Genomic DNA, 13,950 nt, shown 5'->3' on the forward strand with positions numbered 1-13,950 from the left:
TGAATGGTCAAGACCCCATTTAGTAGACATTAAAAAAAACACCTAGGCTGCAAACTGGCGTCGGTACTCTACCGGCGTCAGTTTCTTTAGTTTCCGCTGTGGTCGCTCTCGGTTATAAAACCGTATGTATTTCTCAATTCGCCTTTGTGCCTCCGTCAAATTTCGGATATCATAGGGATAGAGTCCTTCCGTTTTGAGATGCGAGAAGAAGCTCTCCATGGAGGCGTTGTCTAGGCAATTGCCCCGGCGAGACATGCTGATTTGGGCGCCAACCTTTGGCAGCATGTCGTGGTAAGCGTAAGACGTGTACTGGAAACCTTGGTCGCTGTGAACGACCAATCCGGTCACGTCTTTTTGCTTGGCAAACGCTTTTGCAAACGTCCGTAGAACCAGTTCATTGTCGTTACGTTGGCTGAGTTGGTACGCTACAATCTCATTGTTGAATAAGTCTTTAACTGCCGAAAGATACAGCCATCGCTCGCCCACCCGGTATTGCGTCACATCTGTCACCCATTTCTGGTTCGGTTTTTCTGCCGTAAAGTCTCGCTTCAGCAGATTCTCCGACACACGTTCTCCAGCTTGGTATGTCGTGTTAAAGCGGCGTTTAGGGCGAATGTTCGCTTGAAGCCCGAGTTTTTGCATCAGCCGCAGCACTTTCTTATGGTTCATCCATACACCGTCATCCTGCCACAAGAACAATTGGAGCTGCCGGTAGCCATACTTTCCTTCGTAGCGATTGTACGCTTCACGGATTAGCCGTTTCGCCTCGGCATCTCGGTCGTTCCCTTTTCGCTTCAAATAGGCGTAGTAACCACTTCTAGAGACACGAAAGAGCTGGCATAGTTCAGCTACTTGCCTTGGAATCGCTGCTTGCTCGATGAGCGTAAAGCGTTCTTCCTTTCCTCCTGGATCCAGATTTCCAAGCACTTTTTTAGCATTTCATTCTCCCGTTTGAGCTTTTGGACATACCGATCTTGATCCATATATTCTTTTCGTCGTCCTCGCTGATCCAACAATCCAAACTCGCCTTGTTCCCGATATTTTCGCATCCACCGCTTCATTCGGTCTTTGTCTTGAATACCAAGGTGTTCGTTGATTTGCCGATAAGTCCACTTCTCTTCTACATGAAGTCGAATCGCTTCTAATTTGACCTCTTTTGAATATTGCTTTAACTTTTGTCCTTTCATTACCACAAAAATACACCCCTTAGAATTCATCGGAATAACCAAGGGTTTTTTCCAATGTCTATTCTAAGGGGTGCACTTCAGAACACGCCCGGGGCTGTTTCTCTATGGGACGGTCGTTTACAAACCGTATTAAGCCATACCGCCTGCGCCTCGCAAAGGCCTCCAGGGGCTGCCGGCCTATATCCATCCCTTCTCTTCCGCCAACGAGATGGCCTCGATCCGGTTCTTGGCATTCAGCTTGCTTAGAATCTCGGACATATAGTTGCGGACCGTTCCGTAGGACAAGTGCAGCTTCGCTGCGATATCATTGGAGCTGTTTCCGTCTGCGGCCAGCCGCAGCACTTCCCGTTCGCGTTCGGTAAGCGGGTTGGCACCCGCACCGGACAACGTCCCGAATACGAGTTCAGGGGAAACTTCCCGGCGCCCATCCATCACTCTCCGGATGGCCTCCGCCAGCCGTTCGCTGGGCTCGTCCTTGAGCAGGTATCCCTGGACCCCGGCCTGTACGGCCCGCTCGAAATAACCGGGCCTGGCGAACGTAGTCAGAATGATAACCCGGCTGGCATACCCGCGCCGCTTTACTTCCTCCGCCACCTCGAGGCCGCTGCGCACAGGCATTTCGATATCCAGCAAGCAAACATCCGGTTGATGGATGGCAATCTGCGATAGGGCTTCCTCGCCGTCGCCGGCTTGACCGATCACATCGATATCGTCTTCAAAATCAAGCAAGGAAGCCAGAGCGCCGCGCAGCATTCGCTGGTCCTCGGCTATCAGCACTTTGATGCTCATGGGTGGTGTCCTCCTTCCGGTTCTTGATGATGATCGGAACGCGAATGCTCAATTTCGTGCCTTGAGGGTCGGAGACGGCCTCAACGGTGCCCCCGATGAGGGACAGTCGTTCCGCCATCCCCTTCAAGCCATTGCTGTCGGTACTGGATGCCCCATCATCGTTGCCCTTAAGGCCGATTCCGTTGTCCGCCACCAACAGCCGCCATTCATTATCCAGCGACTCGATTTCGATTCGGCATTGGCTTGCCTGGCTGTGCTTTACCACGTTGGTCACGGCTTCCCGCAAGCAGAGGCTCAGAATGTTGTGGGCCAAGTCGGATATGCCCTCCAGCTTGGGATCACCGGTGGAGACCAGCTGGATATCGGCGCTCTCCAGAATGATCTGGGCCTCCAATAATTCCTCGGGCAGGGTGGCGGTCCGCATGTCGGATACCAGTTCACGCACTTGGCGAAGCGCGGCCCGCGAGGTATTCTGGATCTCCCGGGCTTCCAGTTGGGCCTTCACGGGGTCCTTCGCCGCCAGCTTCTCCACAAGCTGGCTCTTCAAGGTGATGAGAGACAGGGTATGACCCAAGGTGTCGTGAAGATCCCTGGCAATACGCATCCGCTCTTCGCCTTTAATCAGATTACGGATTTGCTCGTTAGCCTCGGCGAGCTCCCTCTCCAACTCCTGTCGCCGGTTCAGCGAGCGGATGCCGAAGGGCGAAAACAGCATGATGAGAAAGAAAGGAATCATAAAGAGCAGATCCTTTCCCAGCATGCTCGCGTTCTTGATTAAAGGAATCGTCTCGATGATGCCAAACAGCACAAGGGATATCGTGAATTTGCGCCGGTCGGTATACCAGCCGATGAAATTGGCCGTAAAAAAGCCCATGTACATGTAGGTCGGGTGATACCACATGCAGAGAATGAAAATGATGGACATCTGAATGCCCAGCCACACAAAGAAACGAGGGGTACCCGCGGCGAAGTAGAGCTGGCGGTAGGTGACAAGAAACAAGCCGATCAGCGCAAAGCCGATCCCCATCTTCCAGCCTTCCTCGCGCAGCATGTTGATCACGGGAAGGGACATATAAATGAGCCATAAATAGGGGAAAAACCCCAGCTGCGTTGGAAACACCTCGAACCCTGCGGATTTTGCCTCTTTCAATTTTTTCATGAAGCCATCATCCTATCTCCTTAATCGGCTTGTTGTTTTTTCCGAATATAGGTGGATAGTAACATAAATACGACCAAATATCCTGCCAAAACCATGAAATTGTCCAGGCCCGGCGCTTCTCCGCGCACGATCGACCAGGCGCCTCCGCCGAAATGGTAGGAAGGCATCCACTTGCCGATGGCCTGCATGATAGAAGGCATCGCTTCGATCGGGAACCACATCCCGCCTGTAACGGCCAGTCCCAAGTAGATGCCGTTGCTGACGCCGCTTGCCGTATCGACCCGTTTCATGGAGCCGATCAGGGTGCCGATGGCAAGAAACGGAACGGATGCGATCAGAATCCACAGTCCGCTTAGCAGCCACTGTCCGAAGGTGAGGGAGACGCCGTTAATCAGGTAGCCGGCTACGAAAATCACGATGATGCAGAGCAGATGCATAACCGTCTGCACAAACATTTTGCCGAAGAAGTACACGCTGCCGGGAAGCGGCGTTACACGCATGTATACGGCCCAGCCCTGTACTCGTTCCTGAACGAGTCGTATGCCGAGGGACATGATGGCGGTCCCCATGACGCTGAAGGATGCCATCGACATGAGATAATGCGCCTGCCATTGTCCGGCATCGTCCGCCCCCGTATTCACGACGCGGGTAAAAATGAAATAGAACAGGATCGGCATCGCCAGCGACCAGAAAATATAATACGGATTGCGTACCATCCGAAGCAATTCCATTCTGCATTGTAAGGTAATCAGTTTCCAGGTTGTCATGATTATACGGCCTCCCCTTGATCCATCGTTAATTGGTCAAATGCTTCATCCAGACTACCTTGATCGATGCGAACGTCGCGTACGGCGAGCCCGGCTCGGAACAAGGCAGCCAGCGCCGTGTCCGTATCATCCGTGACGGCGTTCAAACGGCCATTGTTCTCAAACACATCGGTGACGCCGGGTACTTCACGCAGCAGCTCCTTGACCTGCCGGTGGTCTGCATCCACGATAAAGGAGACCGACCTTCGGGTCAGCTTGGCTTTGATCGCTTCCGGTGTGCCGTCTGCAGCCACCTGACCCTGATGGAACAGCAGAATGCGGTCTGCCATATCGTCCGCCTCTTGCAGGTAGTGCGTGGTGAACAGGATGGTTTTTCCCTGATCGGCCAGCTTGCGCACCGTCTGCCAGAATAACCGGCGTGCCGAGGTATCCAGGCCGACCGTCGGCTCGTCGAAGAATAACAGCTCGGGGTTGCCTGCAATCGCAAGCGCAAAGCTGAGCTTGCGTTTCTGGCCGCCGGACATTTTAACGGCCCATTTGTTAAGCTCCTCGGGTGTAAGCCCGCTTAGCAGGGCGATGTCGTCAAGCGACAGCGGATTCGGATAATAGCCGCGAATGAGGTTGATGATCTCGCGTGTGCGAAGCCCGTCCATGACGCTGACTTCTTGGAGCATGGCGCCGATCTTCTCTCTGACCTTCAAGTCCTTCGGGCTTTGGCCGAACAGGAGAACCTTGCCTTCGCTGGCATCCTTAAGGCCCAGCATCATGGAGATGGCGGTTGATTTGCCGGCCCCGTTAGGACCGAGAATGGCTGTGATGGATCCTTTTTCTATCGTAAACGACACTTGGTTGACGGCTTTTTTGCCGCCAAACATCTTGGTTACCTTCCGCAGCTCTGCAATAGGTTCATGGATTGGGTTTGTCATGGAATCGCTCCTCCGTAATCGAAATGATCTGTTCTCATCATACGAAAGCGAAGGAGTTGCCGTTAGTAAAGGATGTCATCACTTCGGAGTGACTTTTGTCATGTTGGATTTATCGGGGGGAGTTGGGGAAGCAAGATTATGAACAAACAGGGGCGATTTCGGATGTGCGTGTATGCGTTTACACATGCGAATTTAAAGGGCTGGTTCCAGTTTCACGTCCGGTTGTCTTCTCTTGACCGCAGGAGTGCCTTCAATTATAGTGGGTACAGTAGGAGCAATCTATAATATAGAAGGAAAAAGGTGGCTTGAAACATGTCTGAGAACATCTACGTCGGTGTCGATCTTGGCGGAACAGCTATTAAAGTTGGAATATGTAACGAAGAAGGGCATCTTCTGCAGAAGTACGAAGGGCCGACGGAAACAGCCAAAGGCGTTGACACGGTTATTGACAACATTGAGAAATATGTGCGTCACATTGTGGAAGAATCGCCATACAGCTGGGATCAACTTGCTGGTGTGGGAGCTGGTTTCGCCGGGTTTACGAATATACGTGAAGGCATCATCATTCTGGCACCGAATGTAGGATTTAAAGATGTACCGATTCGCGCACTGCTTGAAGAGCGTCTCGGCAAGCCCGTCAAAATAGACAACGACGCCAATGTGGCTGCCCTGGGTGAGGCTTGGAGCGGCGCAGGACGCGGCGTTGAGAACTGCGTATGCTACACGCTCGGAACCGGCGTGGGCGGCGGCATTATCGTAAACGGCAAAATTTATCAAGGCTTTGGCGGCATGGCCGGCGAGCTTGGGCACATCTCGGTCGTGCCTGATCTGGAAGCCATTCAATGCGGATGCGGCGAAATGGGCTGTCTGGAGACGGTTTCATCGGCAACCGGCATTATCCGCATGGCGAAAGATGCCGTTGAGCGCGGCGACCGGACTTCCCTTGCGCGTGTGGAGAGCATTGCGGCGAAGGAAGTGTTTGATGCTGCGAAAGCGGGCGATGAAGTCGCTATTCGCATCGTGAATCGCGCAGCCTATTACCTCGGCAAATCCATGGCAGCCGTTGCGGCCGTGTTAAATCCCGAAGCGTTTATCATCGGCGGCGGCGTATCCAAAGCCGGGGACATTCTGTTTAATGAAGTTCGTGCCGTATTTGCTAAACTGACGCCGGAACCGCTTCAGCGCGGCGTACGGATCGTACCAGCTGAGCTTGGCAACGACGCCGGCGTTGTTGGCGCAGCCGGTTTGCACTTGCGTTCGTAGTATTATTCACCATACATCGTCTGATCTAAACTTATAAGGGAGGGAAAGCTGATGCTGGAAGCAGCCGACCGCGGCAGCAACACATCATCCATGGCCACCCTGATCATCATCACCGGGATGTCGGGAGCAGGTAAGACCTTGGCCGTACAAAGTCTGGAGGATCTTGGATTCTTTTGCGTCGATAACCTGCCCCCGGTGCTCATTCCGAAATTCGCGGAGCTGATCGATCAATCGAAGGGTAAGATCGGCAAGGTTGCATTGGTCATCGACCTGCGTGGCCGCGAATTTTTCACCGCTTTATCGGAGTCGCTGAATTACATCAAGGACCACTTCACCATCCACTGCGAGATTCTGTTCCTGGATGCCACGGACTCCGTGCTTGTTCAGCGTTACAAGGAAAGCCGTCGCCGCCATCCGCTCGCTCCGGAAGGCATGCCGCTCGACGGTATCCGATTGGAGCGCAAAATGCTGGATGAACTGAAGAATTCGGCCACCCAGGTCATCGATACCAGCAACATGAAGCCTGTGCGGTTGAAGGAGAAGATCATCTCTCGCTTCACGCATTTGGAGAGCAGCACGTTATCGGTCAACATTACGTCTTTTGGATTTAAGTACGGCATTCCGATTGACGCCGATCTGGTGTTTGATGTGCGTTTTCTGCCCAATCCGCATTATGTGGAGCATCTGCGGCCCAATACCGGCCAAAACAGCGATGTATACGAGTACGTCATGAAATGGCCGGAGACGCAAGCTTTTCTGACCAAACTGCTCGATATGCTGCATTTCTTGATCCCGCAGTACCGCAAGGAAGGCAAGAGTCAGGTGATCATCGGCATTGGCTGTACCGGCGGGAAGCATCGTTCCGTAGCGATTGCCGAGTATCTCGGCAAAATGCTGGGCGTCAGCGAAACGGAGACGGTATCGGTGAGCCACCGCGATTCTGAGCGGGATCGGCATTAATTAAGGGAAGTGATAAATGTGGCTGTGCAAGTTAGAAAGCGCCCCCGCATCGTCGTGATGGGTGGAGGAACCGGGCTGTCCGTCATGCTGCGGGGACTCAAAGAAAAGCCTCTCGATATTACGGCCATCGTCACCGTTGCGGATGACGGGGGTAGCTCCGGCATACTGCGTAGCGAGTTGCAGATGCCGCCTCCGGGAGATATTCGTAATGTACTGACAGCACTCGCGGATGTGGAGCCGCTGTTATCCGATATATTGAAATACCGTTTCAAGAATGGCTCGGGACTGGCCGGGCACAGCCTCGGCAATTTGATCCTGGCTGCCATGACGGATTTGCACGGTGATTTTGTCACGGCAGTCAAGGAGATGAGCCGGGTTTTTGTTGTTCGCGGACAGGTGCTGCCCGCAGCGGGCGAAGCTGTCATTCTGCATGCGGAGATGGAGGACGGCACGATTGTGACCGGCGAATCCAAAATCCCGGAGGCCGGGCGCCGCATCAAGCGGATCTTCCTGGAGCCGGAACATGTGGAACCGCTGCCGGAAGCGCTGGAAGCGATTCAACAGGCCGATGCGATTCTGATCGGTCCGGGCAGCCTGTACACCAGTATTTTGCCCAATTTGCTGGTTCCCAAGCTTGCCGAAGCCATTGTCTCGTCCGAAGCGATCAAAATGTTTGTGTGCAACGTGATGACGCAGCCGGGAGAAACCGATAATTATACGGTGAGCGATCATTTGCAGGCCGTTTACGACCATATTGGTCTTCATCTGTTCGATTATGTTATTGTTAATGATGGTGAGATTCCGCCTCAGGTTCAGGACAAGTATGCACAGAAGGGCGCGAAGCCCGTTCTGCTGGACCGCGATGAGGTGACCAGCCGAGGATATAAACTTATTGCCGATAAGCTTGTGCTATTTAGAACATACTTAAGGCATGATGCTGACAAGCTGAGCAATCATATTTTTCAGCTGGTACAGGATTGGATTACACGAAAGGGGTGAGTACCTTGTCCTTTGCGGCACAGACGAAGAAAGAACTGACGATGATCGAAAGCCAGAGCTGCTGTGAAAAAGCCGAACTGTCCGCGCTCATTCGGATGAACGGCTCTGTTCAGCTTTCGAACAAAAAGGTAATCCTGGATATTTCGACGGAAAATGCCGCGATTGCAAGACGTATTTATTCCTTAATTAAGAAGCATTTCCAGGCGCATACCGAACTTTTGGTGCGTAAAAAAATGCGTTTGAAGAAGAATAACGTATATATCGTTCGTATTCCCGCCCAGGTTCAGGAGATTCTGAAAGAGCTTCGCATCGTCTCCGAAGGCTTTCTGTTTCAATCGCGCATCGACGAGCAGATCGTTCGCAAAAATTGCTGTAAGCGGGCTTATCTGCGGGGGGCCTTCATGGCAGGCGGATCCGTGAACAACCCGGAGGGGTCTTCGTACCATCTGGAAATTGCCTCGATGTATGAGGAGCATTGCCAGTCCCTGGTGGACCTGGCGAATGAATTTCATCTGAACGCACGCTGCATCGAGCGGAAGAAGGGTTTCATCTTCTACATCAAGGAAGGCGAGAAAATCATCGAATTCCTCAATTTGATCGGTGCCCATCAGGCTTTGTTCAAGTTCGAGGATGTCCGCATTATGAGGGACATGCGCAATTCGGTGAACCGGATCGTGAACTGCGAGACCGCCAACCTGAACAAAACGATCGGCGCGGCCGTCCGTCAGATTGAGAACATCAAGCTGCTCCAAAAGGAAGTGGGTCTTGAGAATTTGCCCGATAAACTGCGGGAAGTGGCAGAGATTCGGCTGGCTCATCCGGATATGAACCTGAAGGAAGTCGGCGAATTGCTCAAAGGAACCGTCAGCAAATCAGGCGTCAATCATCGTCTGCGCAAAATCGATGAATTGGCCGAAAAGATTCGGAATGCTTAAGATTTTTTCTTCTAGTGTCCTGTATGGTAAAATGGTATAATATTATAAAATGTCAATCGCGCTTTCAATGCAGCAGATTTATTAGATAGGGGGTAATTTTCATGACAAAGCACCCGGTAGTCGTTCGGTTAAAGACGGGTCTTCACGCCAGACCGGCCGCGCTGTTCGTTCAGGAAGCGAATAAATACTCATCTGAAATTTTTGTTGAAAAAGATGATAAAAAAGTAAATGCCAAAAGTATCATGGGAATTATGAGCCTTGCGATCAGCTCAGGAACGGAAGTTTACATTAGTGCTGAGGGAGCTGACGCTGAGCAAGCGGTTACTTCACTCGTGAACTTGGTGAGCAAAGAGGAACTCGAGAACCAATAGGGTAACCGTGATTCAAGTTTAAGAAAAGTCTTGTTACAGCAAGGCTTTTTTTGCTATCAGGCGCTGCCTTTGGATTCTCGCTTGTGTGTCGCGTACATAAGAATGGATGGAAGAGAAGGGGCGGAGACATCCGTCCCTTTTTAAATCCGTTTTCGGGGTCGCCGCAAAGCATTGGGGATAAGCATCGAAGCATAAGCTCCACTTGGTGGGGTTATTTTGCGTTGTTTTCCGAATCGTAAGCCATCGTTTAACTTCAGTTTAACTTGCTGATATATTCTCTTCTTACAGACAATATAAAGGGATGGGAAGGGAAGGGAATACAATGAGTCCAACGGGTACTGCTATACAGGAAATCAAGCGCGAAGAACAGGCCGGGAGCAAGAAAGCAGGTTCCCAGGCGTTCTTCCGGTTATTGAAGGAAACGAAACCGCCGATGCTGCTGCTGATCGGGGCGATCCTGCTGAATGTGATCTCAACCTTGGTCGGGCTTGTCATACCGATGTTTACGAAGAGCCTGGTGGATGGCTTCTCGCTGACGGATATGAATCGGTCCCATGTCATCGGGCTCGGCATCGCGTTTGTGGTGCAGACGATTGCTGCCGGGGTCTCGATTTTTCTGTTAAGCTATACGGGACAAAAGATGGTGGCTGCCCTGAGGGAGCGGCTGTGGAAAAAGCTGCTTGTGCTGCCGATCCGCTATTTCGATCATAACCGTTCAGGGGAATCGGTCAGCCGGATGACGAATGATACAGGAGTGATCAAAAGCCTCATATCAGACCATGTGGCCGGATTCTTCAGCGGGATCATCTCCATTGTGGGTTCCATTGGGGTGCTCCTTTATCTAAACTGGAAAATGACGCTGACGATGTTTATCGTCATTCCGATAGCGGCGCTGATCCTTGTCCCGCTCGGCAGGAAGATGTACAAAATATCGCTGGGCATGCAGGACGAGACGGCGTCGTTTACGGCGAATATCAGCCAGGTGCTGTCGGAGATTCGGCTGGTTAAAGCCTCTAATGCGGAGAATAGAGAGTATGAGAACGGGAACAGAGGCATCACCAACCTGCTGAATTTCGGTATCAAGGAAGGCGTAGTCTCTGCTTGGATCGCACCGCTGATGTCTTTTGTGCTGATGATGCTGCTGGTGGTGGTGATCGGGTATGGCGGACTGCAGGTATCCACCGGAGCACTGACCGCGGGAGAGCTGGTTGCGTTCATCCTGTACCTGATTCAGATCGTCATGCCGATGACGCAGTTAACGACGTTTTTTACCCAGCTGCAGAAGGCGAAGGGAGCGACGGAGCGAATATTGGAGACCCTGGATGCAGACGAAGAATCCATTACGGCTGGTGACGAGGTGGCGGATGCCAACCAGCGGGTGACGATCGAGAACCTTTCGTTCGGGTATAAGCCCGATGAGCTTGTGCTGCATGATATCAGCTTTCAGATGGAGCCGGGGACGGTCACGGCCGTGGTCGGGCCGAGCGGCGGAGGGAAAACGACGCTGTTCTCCATGCTGGAGCGCTTCTACCTGCCGCAGAAGGGACAGATCCGCTTGGGCAAGACGCCCATAGATACCTTCTCCTTACGCTCCTGGCGCGGATTGATCGGCTATGTATCGCAGGAAAGTCCGATGATTGCCGGAACCATACGCGACAACTTATGTTACGGAATGGACCGGGAAGTGAGTGACGCTGAGCTTCGAAGAGCGGTAGAAATGGCGTATGCCGATGGATTTATTGATGAGCTGCCAAGCGGCTATGATACGGATGTGGGCGAACGGGGCGTGAAGCTCTCGGGCGGACAGCGGCAGCGGATTGCCATCGCCAGAGCTCTGCTGCGGGATCCCAAGATCCTGATGCTGGACGAAGCCACTTCCAGTCTGGACAGCCGTTCCGAGATCGAGGTGCAGAAGGCACTCAAGAACCTCATGGCTGGACGGACGACGATCATTATCGCGCACCGGTTATCCACGGTGGTGGGGGCCGATCAGATCATATTTATAGAAAAAGGAACGGTGACCGGCCGGGGAACGCATGATGAATTGATCGGGCAGCATGATATGTACAGGGAGTTTGCCGTTCAGCAGCTGCAGATGAATGAGGCAATCGAGGCTTAAAGGCAGCTTGTAGAGCCATAGAAGGAAGGGGGGCCATCATGGCAAAAATATTGGTTGTGGACGACGATCCGAACATCCGCGAACTTATCAAGGTGTTCCTGGAGGAGGCGGGGATGGAAGAGGTGATGGAGGCCTCGGATGGCGTCGAGGCCCTGTCCGTGATGGAGCAAGTTTCGGTCGATCTGGTCGTGATGGATATCATGATGCCTAATATGGACGGATGGGAGCTATGCCGGGAGATTCGGAGGAATACCGGCATTCCGGTGTTGATGCTGACGGCAAAAGGGGAGACGAGACAGATCGTGAAGGGTTTTGAGCTGGGCACGGACGATTATCTCGTGAAGCCTTTTGAGCCCGCGGAGCTTGTCGTACGCGTCAAAGCGCTGCTGAAGCGATATCAGGTAGCCGCATCGCAGACGGTCACGATCGGGAACTTGCAGATGAACCGTAAAACTTATGAGGCCAAAGCCGGCGATGAGGTTTTTACCTTGCCGTTAAAGGAGTTTGAGCTGCTCTTCAAGCTGGCCAGTTATCCGGGGAGCACGCTGACGCGCGACCGGCTGATCGAGGATATATGGGGGTATGACTTTGAAGGGAACGAACGCACGCTGGACGTTCACGTGAATCGCCTGCGGGAACGGTTCCCGGAGGAGAAGTACCGGTTCAGGATTCGAACGGTGCGCGGCCTGGGGTATCGCCTGGAGGCAGGTGAGAGCTGATGAGGAGACCGCTCAAAATCTTGTGGAAAATCGTTCGGGAAACGATTCAGACCATCCTAATCTTCGCGGTCTTGGGAGCGTCATGGACGGCGGCGACCTACGTGACGCGGTTTGTTTACAACTGGACGGGGACGCCGCCATGGGATTATGCCGTCCAGCTGATCGACTTGTTTGTCGGCGTCATGATCTTCTTCCTGTTCATGCTGGTCGTGGGGATGTTCTTCAAGCACCGGCAAATGGCCATGCTGAATTCCATAACGGATGCCATGCGCCGGATCTCCCAAGGGGATTTCAGTGTGAAGATGGATGAACAACAATGGCGCGGGGAGTTCAAGATGATTGCTTCCGGCATTAACGACATGGCCGGCGAGCTGGGGCGCATGGAGACGATGCGGCAGGATTTCATCTCCAACGTGTCCCATGAAATCCAATCCCCGCTCACTTCGATTCGGGGGTTTGCAAGGGCGCTCCGAAATCCACGTCTCACCGAGGAGAAGAGAGCCCGTTACCTGGAGATCATCGAGGGAGAGGGCCGCCGCTTGTCGCAGCTGAGTGACAATCTGTTGAAGCTGTCGTCTCTGGAAGGCGATCAGCCTGCCTTCGAAAGGGCCCGTTACCGGCTCGACGGGCAGCTGCGCGCGGTCGTCTTGGCGCATGAGCCGCAGTGGCTGGCGAAGCGGATTCAGGTGGATCTGGATCTCGCCGAGGTCGAGATTGAGGCGACGGAGGATCTGCTGAGTCAAGTGTGGACCAACTTGCTGCACAACAGCATCAAGTTCACGCCCGAGGACGGCATGATCACCATCGTGCTGAAAGCAGGGGAAGACGGAGCCGAGGTTACCATGACCGATACGGGGGTCGGGATGTCGGACTCGGATCAGCTGCATATCTTCGAGCGCTTCTACAAAGCGGACAAATCGCGTAATCGCGCGGCTGGCGGCAGCGGACTTGGGTTGTCGATCGTGAAGCGGATCGTGGATATCCACCAAGGGAGAATAACGGTCCAATCGGAGCCGGGGAAGGGATCGGCATTTACCGTGGTGGTGCCGTACAAGAGTTCCGGCGATATAAAGCCGTGATCGTGCGCGGCTTGGTGCTTAGAGTTATATAAAGTTTGGGGCAACTCGAGCGAGCTGGGAGAACCAAAGAAAATCGGTGATGGTTGCGGGCTCTCCTTCAGGAACTGGGAAGATCATGGATCGGCAGTGATTTGGCTTTTCTGAGCAAAGACGGTCACTGCGTGGGAACCATGGCTGGCTTCCGGGCACTTTTAGTAGGGGACGGGTCATAGCCATAAATAAGGAGTAAGGACTTGTCGTCCCTACTCCTTATTGAGTTAAAAGTGCGATATGTACAAGTTTTCCGCAGACGGGGAAGAGCAGGTAATTTAGCTAAAACAGTAGATAGCAGCGCGTTCGTACAAGCAGTAGCAATACAAGTCATATGAGCCATATGAGCAATTCAACCATTAATAGGAATACAGGAAGTCAAGCATTACCAAAAGCAATCAATGCAAGCATACAAAAAACAGGTAGGGATTCAAATGATTTAAGCAATGCAAGTGATTCAAGCATTACAAGGAGTACACACAATACAAGCATTACACGCAATACAAGATACAAGCATTACAAGCCAAACCAGTAATATAAGTAATTCAGACATTACAAGTAAGTCAACCAACTCAAGCAACAAGTGATTCAAGGCATTACAGGGATGATGCGAGAGTAGTATAAACATTTCCCTGGCAATCTCGGGA

At 52.6% G+C, this 13,950-nt stretch carries 14 protein-coding genes; 8 read left to right on the top strand and 6 right to left on the bottom strand.

The features are described 5' to 3' along the window. Window positions 1-42 precede the first annotated feature (42 nt). From MHI43_RS00985 to MHI43_RS01010, 6 genes are all read right to left on the bottom strand, one after another. Window positions 43-927: an IS3 family transposase gene (locus MHI43_RS00985; protein ID WP_155989900.1), complete on the bottom strand. Its 885-nt coding sequence runs from the start codon at window positions 925-927 to the stop codon at window positions 43-45. Beyond that, window positions 849-1,187 carry a helix-turn-helix domain-containing protein gene (locus tag MHI43_RS00990; protein ID WP_235201830.1) on the bottom strand — a complete coding sequence of 113 codons (339 nt, stop codon included), beginning with the start codon at window positions 1,185-1,187 and terminating at the stop codon, window positions 849-851. Before MHI43_RS00990 ends, MHI43_RS00985 begins: the two co-directional genes overlap by 79 nt. 177 nt (window positions 1,188-1,364) lie before the next feature. Continuing rightward, a complete protein-coding gene (locus MHI43_RS00995; RefSeq protein ID WP_051425405.1) occupies window positions 1,365-1,976 on the bottom strand; it encodes a response regulator transcription factor in 612 nt (203 codons plus the stop codon). Beyond that, window positions 1,909-3,135, bottom strand: coding sequence for a sensor histidine kinase (locus tag MHI43_RS01000; RefSeq protein ID WP_036664959.1), 1,227 nt, complete (start codon window positions 3,133-3,135; stop codon window positions 1,909-1,911). Before MHI43_RS01000 ends, MHI43_RS00995 begins: the two co-directional genes overlap by 68 nt. A 20-nt stretch (window positions 3,136-3,155) precedes the next feature. Beyond that, the gene (locus MHI43_RS01005; protein WP_012818425.1) at window positions 3,156-3,902 is read right to left on the bottom strand and encodes an ABC transporter permease; all 747 of its coding nucleotides are present in this window, start codon (window positions 3,900-3,902) and stop codon (window positions 3,156-3,158) included. A gap of 2 nt (window positions 3,903-3,904) precedes the next feature. Beyond that, on the bottom strand, window positions 3,905-4,828 hold the full coding sequence (locus MHI43_RS01010; protein WP_036664957.1) for an ABC transporter ATP-binding protein: 924 nt from the start codon (window positions 4,826-4,828) through the stop codon (window positions 3,905-3,907). A gap of 312 nt (window positions 4,829-5,140) precedes the next feature. Here MHI43_RS01010 and MHI43_RS01015 point away from each other — a divergent pair, with 312 nt between their 5' ends. From MHI43_RS01015 to MHI43_RS01050, 8 genes are all read left to right on the top strand, one after another. Next, window positions 5,141-6,091 carry an ROK family glucokinase gene (locus MHI43_RS01015; RefSeq protein WP_036664955.1) on the top strand — a complete coding sequence of 317 codons (951 nt, stop codon included), beginning with the start codon at window positions 5,141-5,143 and terminating at the stop codon, window positions 6,089-6,091. A gap of 51 nt (window positions 6,092-6,142) precedes the next feature. Next, window positions 6,143-7,051 (top strand): RNase adapter RapZ, encoded by a 909-nt coding sequence (gene rapZ, locus MHI43_RS01020; protein WP_009593644.1) that lies wholly within the window; start codon window positions 6,143-6,145, stop codon window positions 7,049-7,051. A 57-nt stretch (window positions 7,052-7,108) separates the two neighbouring features. Beyond that, entirely contained in the window at window positions 7,109-8,050 is a 942-nt protein-coding gene (locus MHI43_RS01025) for a YvcK family protein (RefSeq protein ID WP_175320789.1), read from the top strand. A 5-nt stretch (window positions 8,051-8,055) separates the two neighbouring features. After that, window positions 8,056-8,985, top strand: a complete 930-nt coding sequence (gene whiA / locus MHI43_RS01030; protein ID WP_009593666.1) for a DNA-binding protein WhiA — start codon at window positions 8,056-8,058, stop codon at window positions 8,983-8,985. A gap of 101 nt (window positions 8,986-9,086) precedes the next feature. Then, entirely contained in the window at window positions 9,087-9,356 is a 270-nt protein-coding gene (locus MHI43_RS01035; protein ID WP_006207570.1) for an HPr family phosphocarrier protein, read from the top strand. Window positions 9,357-9,678: 322 nt separating this feature from the next. Further along, a complete protein-coding gene (locus tag MHI43_RS01040; protein WP_036664947.1) occupies window positions 9,679-11,475 on the top strand; it encodes an ABC transporter ATP-binding protein in 1,797 nt (598 codons plus the stop codon). Window positions 11,476-11,513: 38 nt separating this feature from the next. Further along, on the top strand, window positions 11,514-12,194 hold the full coding sequence (locus tag MHI43_RS01045) for a response regulator transcription factor (protein ID WP_036664946.1): 681 nt from the start codon (window positions 11,514-11,516) through the stop codon (window positions 12,192-12,194). Continuing rightward, complete coding sequence (locus tag MHI43_RS01050; protein ID WP_036664944.1) at window positions 12,194-13,273, top strand: HAMP domain-containing sensor histidine kinase; 1,080 nt, start codon at window positions 12,194-12,196, stop codon at window positions 13,271-13,273. The genes MHI43_RS01045 and MHI43_RS01050 overlap by 1 nt, the downstream gene beginning before the upstream one ends. Window positions 13,274-13,950: the final 677 nt, after the last annotated feature.

The organism is Paenibacillus sp. FSL H8-0457 (assembly GCF_038051935.1).
Taxonomy (GTDB): domain Bacteria; phylum Bacillota; class Bacilli; order Paenibacillales; family Paenibacillaceae; genus Paenibacillus_AQ; species Paenibacillus_AQ lautus_A.